Source organism: Acidovorax sp. LjRoot74 (assembly GCF_964254355.1).
Taxonomy (GTDB): domain Bacteria; phylum Pseudomonadota; class Gammaproteobacteria; order Burkholderiales; family Burkholderiaceae_C; genus Acidovorax.
This window is the reverse complement of sequence record NZ_CAXUTI020000001.1, coordinates 4541067-4555165: the sequence shown is the minus strand read 5'-3', so window position 1 is coordinate 4555165 and position 14099 is coordinate 4541067. Positions and strand designations below refer to the sequence as shown.

At 69.2% G+C, this 14099-nt stretch carries 11 protein-coding genes; 3 read left to right on the top strand and 8 right to left on the bottom strand.

Translation table 11 applies throughout. The features are described 5' to 3' along the window. Nucleotides 1–82: 82 nt before the first annotated feature. Nucleotides 83–2734 (bottom strand): EAL domain-containing protein, encoded by a 2652-nt coding sequence (locus ACSQ3O_RS21690; protein ID WP_436140448.1) that lies wholly within the window; start codon nucleotides 2732–2734, stop codon nucleotides 83–85. A 143-nt stretch (nucleotides 2735–2877) separates the two neighbouring features. Further along, nucleotides 2878–4266, bottom strand: coding sequence for a signal recognition particle-docking protein FtsY (ftsY, locus tag ACSQ3O_RS21685; protein ID WP_436140447.1), 1389 nt, complete (start codon nucleotides 4264–4266; stop codon nucleotides 2878–2880). Between the two features lie 28 nt (nucleotides 4267–4294). On the opposite strand from ftsY, the gene ACSQ3O_RS21680 reads away from it, so the two are divergent. Genes ACSQ3O_RS21680 through rsmD form a run of 3 tightly spaced genes read left to right on the top strand, consistent with a single transcriptional unit; the run spans nucleotide 4295 to nucleotide 7791 of the window. Continuing rightward, a complete protein-coding gene (locus ACSQ3O_RS21680) occupies nucleotides 4295–5740 on the top strand; it encodes a M16 family metallopeptidase (RefSeq protein ID WP_436140446.1) in 1446 nt (481 codons plus the stop codon). A 21-nt stretch (nucleotides 5741–5761) separates the two neighbouring features. Continuing rightward, nucleotides 5762–7111 (top strand): M16 family metallopeptidase, encoded by a 1350-nt coding sequence (locus ACSQ3O_RS21675; RefSeq protein ID WP_436140445.1) that lies wholly within the window; start codon nucleotides 5762–5764, stop codon nucleotides 7109–7111. Next, nucleotides 7108–7791: a 16S rRNA (guanine(966)-N(2))-methyltransferase RsmD gene (gene rsmD / locus ACSQ3O_RS21670; RefSeq protein ID WP_436140444.1), complete on the top strand. Its 684-nt coding sequence runs from the start codon at nucleotides 7108–7110 to the stop codon at nucleotides 7789–7791. Before ACSQ3O_RS21675 ends, rsmD begins: the two co-directional genes overlap by 4 nt. Nucleotides 7792–7886: 95 nt before the next feature. On the opposite strand, the gene ACSQ3O_RS21665 is transcribed toward rsmD, so the two are convergent. The 6 genes from ACSQ3O_RS21665 to ACSQ3O_RS21640 form a co-directional block, all read right to left on the bottom strand. Continuing rightward, nucleotides 7887–9608, bottom strand: a complete 1722-nt coding sequence (locus ACSQ3O_RS21665; protein WP_436140443.1) for a DUF4832 domain-containing protein — start codon at nucleotides 9606–9608, stop codon at nucleotides 7887–7889. A 56-nt stretch (nucleotides 9609–9664) separates the two neighbouring features. Beyond that, complete coding sequence (locus ACSQ3O_RS21660; RefSeq protein ID WP_436140442.1) at nucleotides 9665–10087, bottom strand: hypothetical protein; 423 nt, start codon at nucleotides 10085–10087, stop codon at nucleotides 9665–9667. Then, nucleotides 10087–10557, bottom strand: coding sequence for a lysozyme inhibitor LprI family protein (locus tag ACSQ3O_RS21655; RefSeq protein WP_298449369.1), 471 nt, complete (start codon nucleotides 10555–10557; stop codon nucleotides 10087–10089). Before ACSQ3O_RS21655 ends, ACSQ3O_RS21660 begins: the two co-directional genes overlap by 1 nt. Before the next feature lie 70 nt (nucleotides 10558–10627). After that, a complete protein-coding gene (locus ACSQ3O_RS21650) occupies nucleotides 10628–10948 on the bottom strand; it encodes a hypothetical protein (protein WP_298449368.1) in 321 nt (106 codons plus the stop codon). Between the two features lie 16 nt (nucleotides 10949–10964). Further along, nucleotides 10965–12704 carry a TPM domain-containing protein gene (locus ACSQ3O_RS21645; RefSeq protein WP_436140441.1) on the bottom strand — a complete coding sequence of 580 codons (1740 nt, stop codon included), beginning with the start codon at nucleotides 12702–12704 and terminating at the stop codon, nucleotides 10965–10967. Nucleotides 12705–12775: 71 nt separating this feature from the next. Beyond that, on the bottom strand, nucleotides 12776–13912 hold the full coding sequence (locus tag ACSQ3O_RS21640; protein WP_436140440.1) for a helix-turn-helix transcriptional regulator: 1137 nt from the start codon (nucleotides 13910–13912) through the stop codon (nucleotides 12776–12778). Nucleotides 13913–14099 lie beyond the last annotated feature (187 nt).

The following is a 14099-nucleotide window of genomic DNA, read 5'->3' as shown; positions in this document are numbered from 1 at the left end:
ATATCGGCCAGCGGGCGGCAGAACTTGATTGCCCCTGCTGCGGGCAGGGCCGTGGGGCGGGGCTGCCCACCTATATGTGGGGTTAGGTGGCCTGTTGCTGCACCTGCCGCTCGAAGTCTTCCAGCGCCAGCGGGCGGCCAAACAGGTAGCCCTGGAAGGCCTGGCAGCCGTGCGACAGCAGAAACTGGTGGTGTTCGGTGGTTTCCACGCCTTCGGCGATCACGTCCAGGCCCAGGGCGCCTGCTAGGCCGATGATGGAGCGCGCAATGGCGGCGTCGCTGGGGTCCAGCAGCACGTCGCGCACAAAACCCTGGTCGATCTTGATCTGGTCGAGCGGCAGGCGCTTGAGGTAGCTGAGCGACGAATAGCCGGTGCCGAAGTCGTCGAGCGAGAAGCCCAGCCCGTGGGCCTTGAGGGCCTGCATGGTGGCGATGACGTTGTCCACGTTGTCCAGCAGCAGGCTCTCGGTCAGCTCCAGCTTGATCTGCGCCGGGTCGGCCCCTGTGCTCTGCAGCAATGCCAGCACCTGGGCCACAAAGTCTTCCTGCAGGAACTGGCGTGCGCTCACGTTGATGGCGAGGCTGAGGTGGGCGAACAGCGGGTGCTGCCGCCAGCGGGCCTGCTGGCGCAGGGCGGTTTCCATGACCCAGTGGCCCAGCGGCAGGATCAGGCCCGATTCTTCGGCCAGCGGGATGAATTCGGCGGGCGAGACCATGCCCTGCGCGGGATGGCGCCAGCGCACCAGGGCCTCGGCGCCGGTGATGTGGCCCTGACTGTCCACCTGTGGCTGGTAGAGCAGCAGAAACTGGGCCTGGCGCAGGCCGTTGTGCAGCTCGGTCTCCAGCAGCGCGCGGCGGTTCACGGCCTGCTGCATGTCGGGGTCAAAAAAGCGCAGCGTGTTGCGCCCCGCGTCCTTGGCGCGGTACATGGCCATGTCGGCCTGCTTGAGCACTTCGTCCACCGAGTCCCGGTGGTGGCGCAGCAGCGTGGCGCCGATGCTGGCTGAGAAATGGTGCTCATGCCCTGCCAGGTCGTACGGCTGGCGCAGCTGGGCCAGGACCAGCTCGCCCAGGGTGCGGGTCTGGGCGGCGGCCTCGGTGGCGTCGCTGCTCAGGTTCTGCAGCACCACCACAAACTCGTCGCCACCCAGGCGGGCCACGGTGTCCTGCTCGCGCACGCAGTCGCGCAGGCGCTGGGCCACTTCCTTGAGCAGCAGGTCGCCCACCTCGTGGCCCCGGGTGTCGTTCAGGGTCTTGAAGTTGTCCAGGTCCACAAACAGCACGGCCGTGGTCAGGCCCGAGCGCGCGCCGCTGACCAGCACCTGCTGCAGCCGGTCCACCAGCAGGCGCCGGTTGGGCAGCTGGGTGAGCGCGTCGTAGAACGCCAGGTAGCGGGCCTCGTCTTCGGCGGCCTTGCGGCCGGAGATGTCGATGTCGATGCAGAACATCTCGGGCGGGTGGCCGGGCACCTGGATGTAGGCGTGGCTGGAGAACACATCAACGGGCGAGCCGTCCTTGCGCTGCAGCTGCAGCTCGCCCGCCGGGATGACCTCGCCCGTCTTGAACATGTGTGCCACATGGCCGCGCACGGCCTCGCGCATGGGCGGCGGGATGATGAGGTCCAGCAGATTGGCGCCCAGCGCCTCGTCGGCGGTGTAGCCGTAGAGGTGTTCGGAGGCTTTGTTCCAGTAACTGGTGGTGCCGTCTTCCAGGTAGCCCTGCACCGAGATGGATGGGATGTTGCGCAGCAGCGAGCGAAAGCGCAGCTCAGACTCGCGCAGCGCGCTTTCGGCCTGTTTGCGTTTGGTGATGTCGCGGGCCAGGAACACCACGGCGGCCTGGCCACCCACCTTCACGCCCAGGGGCTGGGTGCGCCCCTCGAACTGGCGCAGCCCCGCCTGCGTTTGCATCTCGTACTCGATGGTGTGGGTCTGGCCCGATTGCAGGGTGTCGCGGACCAGGGCCATGAAGCGGTCGGCCTGCTCGGCGGGCAGCACCTCGTGCAGGCGTTTGCCGATGAGCGCGGGCGCGCTGGCGGCCAGCGCCGTGTCGTCGGGCGAGAGCACTTCCACATAGCGCCCCTGCGCGTCCAGCACCAGCAGCACGTCGGGGATGGCCTGGGCGATGGCGTTCAGGCGCGCTGCGGTGCCCGCCAGCGCGTGTTCGGTGGCCATGCGCTCTTCCACATCGCGCAGCAGCAGGCCCAGCACCACGGTGGCGGGGGTGAAGGTCAGCAGATAGGGCAAGGCCAGCGTCTGGTTGATGCGCTGCACGGCCTCGGCAGGCAGCAACTGAAACAGCGCAATCACCGCCGTGTGCAGCAGCAGCCCGAACAGTGCCAGGGTAACGGGCTCCACACCCAGTCGCCCCCGTGCACGCCCCTCGCGGTAGACCAGGCCCATCACGGTGCACAGGGCAATCACCATCAGGCCCACCTCGGCGCCCGCGCCGCCCAGCCACAGGCGCCCCGTGGCCGCCATGGCCGCCGCGATGCAGGCCACCAGCGGCCCGCCAAACAGCCCCGCCATGCTGAGCACGACCGAGCGCGCATCAAAGATCACGCCGGGCATGAGCACCACCGGGGTGAGCATGCCCACCACGCAGATGCCGCCAAAGATCAGCCCCGAAAAAGCCTGCCCCACCAGCGGTCGGTGGCGCCACAGGCGGATGTTGAAGCCATGCAGAAAACACAGCGCCAACAGCAAGGCAACGCCTTTGACCAGCTCAATGAACATGGGCCTCCGTGCTTTTACTTGGGAAGTCCCATCATGGGGGAATTGTTGCGATCCGTAAACGTGAAAATGGCCCCAGATGGGGCCATTTGATGTCAAACCAGGCCCAGAAAGGCCACCTGCCGGGGGGGCGGTTGAAGGCGGCTTCAGGCCAACAAGGCCTGTGCAAACTCCCTGGCGCTGAAGGTTTCCAGGTCTTCGAGCTTTTCGCCCACGCCGATGAAGTACACGGGGATGGGGCGCTCCTGCGCAATGGCGGCCAGCACGCCGCCCTTGGCCGTGCCGTCGAGCTTGGTCACGATCAGGCCGGTGAGCTGCAGCGCATCGTCGAACGCGCGCACCTGGGCCAGTGCGTTCTGGCCGGTGTTGCCGTCGATCACCAGCAGCACCTCGTGCGGGGCGGTGGCGTCGGCCTTGGTCACCACGCGGCGGATCTTTTTCAGCTCTTCCATCAGGTGCAGCTGCGTGGGCAGGCGCCCGGCGGTGTCCACCAGCACCACGTCCTTGCCGCGCGCCTTGCCAGCGGTCACGGCATCAAAGCTCACGGCGGCGGGGTCGCCGCCTTCCTGGCTCACGATCTCGACCGTGTTGCGGTCGGCCCACACCCCCAGCTGCTCGCGCGCAGCGGCGCGGAAGGTGTCCGCGGCGGCCAGCAGCACGGCGGCGCCTTCGCCCGCCAGGTGCTTGGTGAGCTTGCCAATCGACGTGGTCTTGCCCGCGCCATTGACGCCCGCCACCATGATCACAGTGGGCGTGTGCTCGCCAATCACCAGGCTTTTTTCGAGTGGGCGCAGCAGGTCGGCCAGCGCGTCGGCCAGCAGGCCCTTGACGGCGGCGGGGTCGGTGGCCTTGGCCTCCTTCACGCGGCGCTTGAGGTCGGCCAGCAGGTGGGCCGTGGCCTTGACGCCGGTGTCGGCCATCAGCAGGGCCTCTTCCAGCTCTTCATACAGCGCATCGTCGATCTGCGTGCCGGTGAACACAGTGGCAATGCTGCTGCCGGTCTTGCGCAGGCCCGCCTTGAGGCGGTCCAGCCAGCCCTTGCGCTCGGCCGCCACGGGGGCAGGGGCGGGCGCCACTGGTGCTGGGGGCGCAACGGGGGCGGGCGCAGCCACGGGGGCTGGTGCCGCCACGGGCGCGGCAGCAGGGGGCGTTACAGGTGTTGTGGGGGCGACAGGTGCTGCAGCAACGGGCGGAACCACAGGCACCGCAACGGGAGCCGCTGCAGGGACCGGGGCGGGCGCTGCAACAGGTGCCGCCACAGGCACTGCAACAGGCGCCTGCTGCGGCGTGGCCTCGGGCTCAGCGGTCTTGGCCGCGAAGGGGTTGCGCAGCCAGCCAAAGCCCGCTGGAGCAGGTGCGGCCACGGGGGCCGGGGCGGCGGCAGGGGGTGTGGCGGGCAGCGGGGGCGCTGCAGGCGTGGGCGTGGGAGCAGCGGGCGCCGGGGCGTCTACCGGCGAGGCCGGGGCGGGCACGTCGGCGAGGGCGGGGGCATCGGCCGGGGGCGGGGCGGGTTTTTTCTTGAAGAAACTGAACATTGGAGGGTTCTTAGAATCACTCCATTCTATGAAACGCGCTTTCAACCTCCTGGGCCTCATGGCCTGCCTTTCGTGCGGGGCTGCCTTTGCGGCAACGCCACCGGTGTCTTCCACCCCTGCCGCAGCCGCTGCTACGGCGCCGTCCACGGCGTCTGGCGCGCAGCAGTTCACGCTGAAAAACGGCATGCAGCTCATCGTGCAGCCTGATCGGCGCGCGCCTACGGCGGTGCACATGGTCTGGGTGCGCGTGGGCTCCATGGACGAGGTGGACGGCGTGACCGGTGTGGCCCATGTGCTGGAGCACATGCTGTTCAAGGGCACCAAGACGCTGCAGCCGGGCGAGTTCTCGCGCCGTGTGGCGGCCCTGGGCGGGCGCGAGAACGCCTTCACCAGCCGCGACTACACCGGCTATTACCAGCAGATTCCGTCCAACCGGCTTGAAGACGTGATGAAGCTCGAATCGGACCGCTTTGCCAACAACCAGTGGCCCGATGAGGAGTTCAAGAAAGAGATCGAGGTCGTCAAGGAAGAGCGCCGCCTGCGCACCGAAGACCAGCCCCGCGCCATGCTGGCCGAGCAGCTGTTTGCCACCACCTTCATCGCCGCGCCCTACCGCCGCCCCATCGTGGGCTGGATGAGCGACTTGGACGCGATGACGCCCGAGGACGTGCGCGCCTTCTACCGCCAGTGGTACACGCCCACCAACGCCGCTGTGGTGGTGGCGGGCGATGTGGACGTGGCCCAGGTGCGCGCGCTGGCCGAGAAGTACTACGGCAGCCTGCCCACCCATGCGCTGCCCGCGCGCAAGCCGCGCCTGGAGCCCGCGCAGAAGGGCCTGCGCCGCATCGCCGTCAAGGCCCCGGCCGAGCAGGCTTATGTGGCGCTGGCCTTTCGCGCGCCCAGCCTGCGCCGGGTGGAGAGCCTCACCGATGACGACCGCGATGCGCTGGCGCTCATGGTGCTGTCGGCCGTGTTCAACGGCTATGACGGCGCGCGGCTGGACCGCGCACTCACGCAGGGCGCAGACCGCGTGGCCGACAGTGCCAGCAGCGGAGCGATGGTGACGGGGCGCGGCTCCAGCCTGTTCATGCTCAGCGGTGTTCCCGCCGCAGGCAAGACCGCCCAGCAGGTCGAAGATGCGCTGCGCGCCGAGGTCGCCCGCGTGGCCCGTGATGGCGTGAGCGAGGCCGAGCTGACCCGCGTGAAAACGCAATGGATCGCCTCCACCGTGTACGAGCGCGACTCGGTGATGAGCCAGGCGCAGGAGCTGGGTGGCAACTGGGTGCAGGGTTTTCCGCTGGATGCGCAAGAGCGCCTGCTGGCGCTGCTGCGCACCGTGACGTCCGCCCAGGTGCAGGCCGTGGCCGCCAAATATTTTGGTGACGACCAGCTCACCGTGGCCACGCTGCTGCCCCAGCCGCTGGATGCCCCCCGCCCCCGCGCGCAGCCTGCGCCCGGTGCGGCCCGCCACTGAAATCGATTTGCGCACCTACCTATGATTACTATTAAAAAGATAGCTGTTCGCGCTTTACTAGCGGGCGCAGGAGCCTTTTTTTATTCACATTCTGCCTGGGCACTGCTGCCCATCCAGCACTGGACGGAGGGGAGCGGCGCCAAGGTGTACCTGGTCGAAAGCCCCGTCATCCCCATGGTGGACGTGCAGATCGACTTTGACGCCGGCACCCGCCGTGACCCGGCCGGCCAGTCGGGCCTGGCCAGCGCCGTGGCCATGATGGCCAGCAAGGGCGTGAAGGCGCTGGGCAACGCCCCCGCGCTGGACGAAAACGGCCTGGGCGAAGCCTGGGCCGACCTGGGCGCCAACTTCGAGGCCGCTGCGGACAACGACGCGCTGCACTACACCTTGCGCTCGCTCACCGACCCGCCGCTGCTCGACCAGGCCGCCCGCCTGGCCGCGCGCCAGATTGGCGAGCCCAGCTGGCCCGCCGACCTGTGGCCGCGCGACCGTGCACGCTGGAGCGCGAGCATCAAGGAGTCGCTCACCCGCCCCGCCACCGTGGCTGCCCACGCTTTTGGCGCCGCCGTGTACGGCAGCCACCCCTATGGCGTGCGTACCACCGAGGAGACCCTGGCGCGCATCAATGTGGCCGACATGCAGGCCTTCCACACCCAGCACATCGCGGCCTGCCGCGCCAAGGTCAGCATCGTGGGTGCCGTGACGCGTGCGCAGGCACAGACGCTGGTGGCCACGCTGCTGTCGCGCCTGCCTGCCAGCACCGGCTGCGCGCCGCTGCCGCCCGTGGGCGAGATCGCTGCGCTCACCGCCCCGGCCGAGCAGAACATCCCCTTCACCTCGGCCCAGGCCCATGTGCTCATCGGCCAGCCGGGCTTTCAGCGCCGCGACCCGGACTTTGTGGCGCTGCTGGTGGGCAACCACATCCTGGGCGGCGGTGGTTTTGTCTCGCGCCTGACGAACGAGGTACGTGAAAAACGCGGGCTCTCGTACAGCGTCTACAGCTACTTCGCCTCGGGCCTGCACGCGGGCGCCTTCACCGTGGGCCTGCAGACGCGTCCCGACCAGGCCGCTCAGGCCGTGCAGGTGTCGCGCGACGTGATCGCCCGCTTTGTGGCCGAAGGCCCCACCGAGGCCGAACTGCGCGCCGCCAAGGACAACCTCATCGGCGGCTTTGCGCTGCGCATCGACAGCAACAAGAAGCTGCTGGGCAACGTGGCCAACATCGCCTGGAACGATCTGCCGCTCGACTACCTGGACCAGTGGACGAAGAAGGTGGAGGCCATCACGGTGGCCGACGTGCGCACCGCGATGGCGAAAAAGCTGCAGCCCGACCGCATGGTGACCGTGGTGGTGGGAGGAAAACAGCCATGAGCCGATCGACCCTGCGCGGCAGCGCCATCACCGCCGAAATCCGCAAGGCCCAGGCCGCCGCCGCTGCGGCCCCCGTGGCCCCCAAAAAAGGCGCCAAAGACAAACCCGCCGCTGCCGCCGCCCCCAAGGGCGCGGGCGAAATCCGTATCATCGGCGGGCAATGGAAGCGCACCCGCCTGTCCGTGGCCCAGCGCCCCGGCCTGCGCCCCACGCCCGACCGTGTGCGCGAAACCCTGTTCAACTGGCTGGGCCAGGACCTGGCGGGCTGGCGCTGCCTGGACGCGTTTGCGGGCACGGGCGCGCTGGGGCTCGAAGCCGCCTCGCGCGGCGCCGCATCGGTGCTGCTGGTGGAAAACGATGCAGCCCTGGTCGCCCAGCTGCAGGTGCTGCAGGCCAAGCTGCAGGCCAGCGCCGTGCGCGTGCAGCGTGGCGACGGCGTGTCTGCACTGAAACAGGCTGCCCCCGCCAGCCTGGACTTGGTGCTGCTGGACCCGCCATTCGATGGCCCGTTTTTTGAACCCGCACTGCAGGCCGCCGCCCAGGCCGTGGCGGCCGGGGGCTTCATCTACCTCGAAGCGCCCCGCGCCTGGGCGGACGAGGAACTGGCAAAACATGGCCTGGTGCTGTACCGGCACCTCAAGGCCGGTGCGGTGCACGCGCACCTGCTGCAGCGCGGCTGATTCCGCCGGGCGAATTCAGTCCGGCCAAAACAGCCGGACCGACAGGCGGCTGATGGGCGGCTGATACAGGGCGGTCCTGCAGCCGCCTTCTCCCTCTACTTCCTCAGTGTTGCCAGCCGCGCGCTGCCGTCGGCTTCAACGCCCTGCATGTTCCAGCGCAGCGTTTGCGCCAGCCCTGCCAGCGCGGGTTGGCGCACCCAGGCCAGGTGCACCGTGTAGTCGCCTGCGGGCAGGCTGGGCGGGGTCCAGGTGGTGCTGATCTGCGCGGGCTGGCCCGGCAGAACGGCGCGCGCCTGCGTGGTGCTCAGCAGCACCTGCTGGTCCACCACCTGGTCTGTGGCGTTGTGCAGCTGGGCCTGCAGCTGCCAGGGCGCATACAGCGGGGCATTGCCGGTGTTGTCCACGCGCAGCTGCAGCTGCACCGTGGTGGCCGACACAGGGGTGACGCTGATGGGCCCCAGCGCAAAGCGGTAACCCGCCTCGCGCCCCACGGCGGCCAGGTGGGCCTGCTCGCTGGCCGAGAAGCTGGCCCAGGGCGCGTTCAGGTTGCCGTTGCCCACGGTGGACACATGGAGGTCGCGCACCTGCTGCAGCGCCGTGGCGGCGTTGGTCTGCGCCTCGCCGGGGCCAAAGGGGCAGAACTCGGCCACCCAGGGCGCGGTTTTCCAGCGGTCCGCAATCAGTGCCCAGTCGGCCGGGCGGTTGGTCCACTGGTTCATGTAGCCCGACTGGGCCAGGCAGTCCCAGCGCAGGCCCACGGGCAGCGTGGTGGTGGTCTGCTGGAAGAGCCCGTACTGCAGCGCGTCCAGGTTGGAGTAGGGGATGAACATTGCGTGCTGCGCGTGCGGGAACACGTCGAAGTGCATCTGCGCGATGCTGCGCTTGGTGGCGTTGGTGGCCGCCTCGATGCCCTGCGCCTGCACGGCCGGGGTGTAGACCACGTTGGTGCTGCTCTGCGCCCATTCGCCGTACTGGCCATACAGGCCCACATCGATCCAGGCGAGGTCAGACGTGTCGCCCAGCGCTGCCGCCACCGCCTGCAGCAGGGCCTGCATGCGGGCCAGCACGTAGGGGTGGTTCCAGTTGGGGACCAGCGTGGGCGGGGTGGGTGGCACGGTGGCGGGCATGGGGGCCGCCCACACGCAGGCCGGGTTGGGGCTGGAACATTCGGGGCGCGCCGTGCCTGCGCCATAGAGGTATGTGGGCACGTCCAGCGTCTCGGTGCCATAGCCGCGCATGGCCTGGAGGCGGAACGCAAACTGCTGCCCCGCCGCCCGCGCCGCATCGCGTGCCGCCACCAGGCTGCTCAGGGTGTACTGGCCCGGCGTGGCGCCTTCCAGCTCGTTCCAGCGGTAGCGCTGGAAGGCGGCCAGTGGCGGCGCCGAATCGCCCAGCGGCACGGCGGCCGGGTTGGCACGCCAGCGGTGGTAGCCCCGGCCGGGGTTGGGCGTGAGGTCGCTGGCGATGGGCAGGGGCGCGAGTGTGGAATTGACCGACACCACCGTCCAGCCCGGGCTGGCGGGCGCAGGCGCAGGGCTGGGGGCGGGCGTTGGTGACGGTGACGGCGCAGGCGCAGGCGTTGGAAAGGGCGCAGGTGCCGAAGGCGATGTCGGCAAAGGCGCCACCGGCGGGTTGCCCGGCTGCGGCGAGGGCGAAGGGGGCGGGGCGGGTGTGTTGGCGTTGCTTGGCAGGGGCGCGGGTGCAGGCGCCTCGGCCATGTTGGTGTCGCTGCCGCCACAGGCTGACGCCAGCAAGGCGGCCGCCAGGGCCGAGAGCCGCGCCATGCGGGCCGGGTGCAGGGTGCTGAGGGGTGTCATGGGCGGCTTTCTTGAATGAAATTCGGCCTCTGCGCGCGTCTGGTAAGCGCTGATTGCTATTGTTTTTGATGTGACCCGCCAGGGCCGGAGGCGTGGGGCTCCGCCGTCACGGTCAGGCGCAGCGCGCCTCCTTCGAGCGTGTAGGTGAAGGCGTAGTGGCCCGGCGCCAGCGTGGCCTGGCCCCCCGGGAAAGACTGGTCGGTGACATGGGTGAGCTGGCGCTGGCCGATCTGGATGCGGGTCTTGCGGTAGTGCGCCAGCGTGGCGGGCAGCGCGTGCCAGCGGCTGGTGTCGCCGGGCAGCAGCGGGCCCAGGTCCACATCGGTGCCCTGCTGCGGCAGGCCCTGCCAGACATGGGTGAAGGCTTCCTGACTGTTGTTGCGGATGCGCAGCCATACCTTGTCCGACCGGGCCGGGCTCAGCGAGGGCGCCAGCGCTGCGGCCAGCCACGGCAGCGCTTGCACGATACGGCGGCGCATCATGGCGAATCCTTCAGGCTGTCCAGGTCGTTGGTGAGCGCGCACACGCGGGCGCGTCGGCGCTCCAGCGCCGCACCGCCAATGTTCAGCGCGGCCGAGCTGCCCTGTTCGGCAAACACGGCGCTGTCCCACTGGCCCTGGGCGGTGTCGAACGCGAGCCAGGCGCGCTGGGCGGCCCGCAGGGTGTCGCGGCGGCCGGGGCCAGCGGCTTTCAGCACCAGGGCGTAGATGCGGTTCAGCTCCTTGTCCCACGCGGCGTAGGCGGCGTTCTGGGCGTCGATCAGGTCCACCGTCACGCCGCCGCTGCGCTCGGAGGCGGCGCCCAGGGCCTTATCGATGGGGTGCGCCGTGCGCTGGCCGCAGAAATGTTCGGCGGCGTGGGCGCCCTGCGTGCCGGAGGCCAGCAGCATGAATGTGGTCAGCAGCGCGAGGGCGGTGCGGTGCCGGGATGGGTGGAGGCGGTGGTGCATGGTGGTGTGTCCCTCTGTGTCTTTCTTGCTGGCGTGATTTCTTCAGTCTTTCAGATGCGGAGCAGCCCGCTCATGGCCCCACCCACAGCAGCGCCACCAGGGTGGACAGCAGCGCCAGCACGGTGAAGGCCGCCACCGCACCGCCGCTGGCGGCCGCCACGCTGGCCACGGTGGACCAGCCGCGCGCCTGACCCCAGTGCGCGAGGTGGCGGGCCAGCCACAGCGCGGCGAGCCAGCCCAGCACCAGCAACACGGCCAGGGTGCCCAGCAGCTGTCCGCCCTGCGCGGAGTTCATGCCGTTGCTGCCCAGCAGTGCGGTGAACATGAAAAACAGCGCGGGCAGCAGGTTGGCAGCGCCCGCCAGGAGCATGGTGAAGGTCGAGGCTGACATGCGGCGGGCCTGCGCCTTACTCCGTGACGGCGTAGCTCAGCACGTCCAGCGACTGCGTGTCCTTGGGGTTCCACGACAGGAAGTCCGAGCGTGCGATGACGGTGTAGGTCTTGCCCTGCACCAGCTTGCCGCCGGGCATCATGGCCTCGGTGCGCGGATCGACGTAGAGCATGGTGGTCAGGCCCTCGGCGCTGCGCATCAGCACGGCCTTCTTGCCATCCTTCAACTTGGACTCGGTCACGTACGCGCTCTTGACGCCCGTGGGAGGGTTCAGGTTTTCCACGGTGCCCGACAGGCGGGTGATCTTCTGCCAGGTCTTGCTGTCCTGCGGTTTGACGGACTTGCCGCTTTCCGCCGCATCGGCCTTTTGCAAGTCGCCCAGCGAGTTGTAGGCAATGGTCCAGTCGGCATGGCGGGTGTCGCGGCGGATGTGGTCGGCCGCCAGCATCAGGTTTTCCGTCCAGTTGCCGCAGGCGTTCTTCTTCTTGCACAGTGGCCAGGCCAGCTTGGTCCAGTCTGCGAGTTGCTTGGCCTTGTCGTGGCCGATCATCTCCAGCGCCACGCCCGCGCCCAGCACGGCGGCGGCCTGGTTCTGCTCGGGTGCCACCACCAGCACGGCGCCGTTGCCCACGTCGAGCTTGCCCACGCGCAGCTGGCGCATCATGGCGTGCGCATAGTCCTCGGCGCTCTTGCCGCCCAGGTCCTTCACCAGCAGGGTGACGATCTCCACGCCCGTCTTCTGCGCATGCTCGTACATCTGCTTTTCAAATTGGGCGCGGATGGCCGGGTCCAGGATGCCGAACTCGTCGTAGATGAACTGCGTGCCCTTGGACGGGATGGCGGCCATGTCGGCCTTGGGCAGGGTTTCGGCGGCGGCAGCAGCCAGGGCCGGGGCTGGCGTCTTGGCCGCAGGGGTGGCTGGCGTGGGGGTGGGCGCAGCCGTGGGTGCCGGGGCCTTGGCCACCGGGGTAGCGGGTGTCTGCGCTGGCGATGGCGCAGCGGGCGCCGCCGCCGCAGTGCGCACCGGCAGCCCGCCGGAGCACTGGGGCCCTCCGCCCTGCAGTTCGCACGCTTCCTTCCAGCCCGCCTCGATGGCGGCCAGGCGCTTTCTGCGGCCGGGGTGGGTTTCGCCGTCCTTTTCAGGGATCAGCGTGGCGATGGCGCGCTGGGCGTCGGCCAGGGGCGCGCCCATCTTGTAGAGCACAAAGCCGCTGAACTTGTCGGACTCCAGCTCGATGGGCGGCTGGCTGCCGCCAGGCACGATGGTATGGCCCGAGAGGTGGTGCCCGATCTCGTGCGCCATGATGCTCACGGGCGCCCAGTTGTTGGACTTGGTGGCCTCGATCACCTGGCCCATGAAGGCCGGGTTGTAGGCAATCACGCGGCGCGGCACCTGGTCGGGCCCTTGCATGATCACGGCGGCTGCGTTGGGCACCTTGCCCTCCACCACCACAAAGTTGGCGGGCAGGCCGGTGTATTTCATGATCTCGGCCACCACCTGCTTGCCGGTGCCGCCGCCCTTGGACAGGTCGGGCGGCGAAAACGCCAGCGGGCTGCCGTCGTACGAGCAGGCCTGCAGCGTGGCGGCCAGGTCGGCCGCCAATTGGGCCTTGCTGGGCTTGGCCACGGCAGCCGTCTTCTGGGCCATGGCCAGGCCGCCTACGGCCAAGCCGACGAGGGCGCAGCAGGCCAGGGCGACGGGTCGCAGTTGGCGCAGTTGGCGTAATGGACGCAGAGAGTGATGAGACAAGGTCATGGGCAAGTGCCTTTCATGCGGCGTTCAGTGCCGCGCAAAGAGTGAAAAGAGACAAAAACGGGAAACGAAAGTCAGGCCACTAGCGCTGCCACGCGCAGCACACGCTGGGCCAGTTCGGCCTGGCCCCGGGTGCCGGTCTTGGCATACAGGCTGGCCAGCTGCGAGCGCACGGTGGGCATCTTCACTTGGCGGGTGTCGGCCATTTCGCGCGGTGTCATGCCCTGCAGCAACAGGGGCAGCAGGGCCGCTTCGGCGGGGGTGAGGCCGTAGAGCGCGCTGCACACCGACACGGTGGCGCCTGCGTGGGGCGGGGTTTCTGGCACCAGGATGAACTGGGCCAGTGCCTCGCCGGTGGCATGGGCCGGTCCCGTCCCCGAGCTGCTTCGCAGCGGTGCCGCCAGGGCCACCAGGGTGGCGGGGGCACCAGGGTGCTGGGGCTGCAGGCGGGCGGAGACAGGCGTCTGCGTGCTCAGGCTGGCGCCCAGCAGCGGCACCAGCGCGGGGTGGATCTGTGCCAGTTGCTGCGGCTGGCGCGCCTGCCAGCCCGTGGCGCTGCGCAGCAGGATGCGGCAGGCGTCTTCAATGCCCAACCAAGCGCGCGCGTGCTCGTTCAGGTAGCGCAGCTCGCCCCGGCGGTTCACATGCATCACGCCCAGGGGCAGCTGGTCCAGCGTGCGCTCCAGCGCGCTGGTGTGGCGCTGGGCCTGCTGCAGCCGGCGCTGGGCGCGCATGAGGCTGCGCACCCAGGGCGTGGCGGCGCGCAGGCGGGCGAATTGTTCGGGTGTGAACTCGCTCTGGCCCAGGTCGTTGTACATCGCCAGCACATGCATGCCCACCTCGGGCGAGGTCTCGACAATGCTGTTGACCATGGCATCGATGCCCAGGGGCCGCAGGTAGTCGGCATAAAACGCGCCCCGGCGCAGTGCCGGGGTGCTGACCAGCTGCTGGCTCAGCGAGCCGCCGCGCGCCAGCGCCGCGCCCTGCTGGCGTTCCAGCGCCTCGCTCCAGGCGTCGCAGCCCTGGATGAGGTTGGCGTAGCGCGCCAGAAAGTCGTCGGGCATGCCCCATTGGTAGGCGGCCAGTGGGTCGTCCGAGCCGGGCAGGGGGCAGAACAGCACCACCTTGTGGCTGCCCAGCGCCTCGCCCAGGCGGCGCAGCAGGCGCTCCACCATACCGGGCTCGCCCAGGGCCTCCAGGCTTTCTGCCATCAAGGCCTCAAAGCCCGGGATTCCAAGGTGCTGCCCCAGATGCTGCATATTCCGCTCCTGACCGGCCAAGGCGGCCTCCTTTTCGCTGAATGGGTTGAACTGCGGCGGATCGTAGGTGTGTTGCCGCCAGGGCAACATCATTCAGGTGAAGGATGTGGTGGCACTCCGACACACAATCGTGAACTGG

Coding starts and splice junctions, on each gene's coding strand:
- ACSQ3O_RS21690 (WP_436140448.1), bottom strand. CDS start 2,734: ATGTTCATTGAGCTGGTCAAAGGCGTTGCCTTGCTGTTGGCGCTGTGT.
- ftsY (WP_436140447.1), bottom strand. CDS start 4,266: ATGTTCAGTTTCTTCAAGAAAAAACCCGCCCCGCCCCCGGCCGATGCC.
- ACSQ3O_RS21680 (WP_436140446.1), top strand. CDS start 4,295: ATGAAACGCGCTTTCAACCTCCTGGGCCTCATGGCCTGCCTTTCGTGC.
- ACSQ3O_RS21675 (WP_436140445.1), top strand. CDS start 5,762: ATGATTACTATTAAAAAGATAGCTGTTCGCGCTTTACTAGCGGGCGCA.
- rsmD (WP_436140444.1), top strand. CDS start 7,108: ATGAGCCGATCGACCCTGCGCGGCAGCGCCATCACCGCCGAAATCCGC.
- ACSQ3O_RS21665 (WP_436140443.1), bottom strand. CDS start 9,608: ATGACACCCCTCAGCACCCTGCACCCGGCCCGCATGGCGCGGCTCTCG.
- ACSQ3O_RS21660 (WP_436140442.1), bottom strand. CDS start 10,087: ATGCGCCGCCGTATCGTGCAAGCGCTGCCGTGGCTGGCCGCAGCGCTG.
- ACSQ3O_RS21655 (WP_298449369.1), bottom strand. CDS start 10,557: ATGCACCACCGCCTCCACCCATCCCGGCACCGCACCGCCCTCGCGCTG.
- ACSQ3O_RS21650 (WP_298449368.1), bottom strand. CDS start 10,948: ATGTCAGCCTCGACCTTCACCATGCTCCTGGCGGGCGCTGCCAACCTG.
- ACSQ3O_RS21645 (WP_436140441.1), bottom strand. CDS start 12,704: ATGACCTTGTCTCATCACTCTCTGCGTCCATTACGCCAACTGCGCCAA.
- ACSQ3O_RS21640 (WP_436140440.1), bottom strand. CDS start 13,912: ATGGCAGAAAGCCTGGAGGCCCTGGGCGAGCCCGGTATGGTGGAGCGC.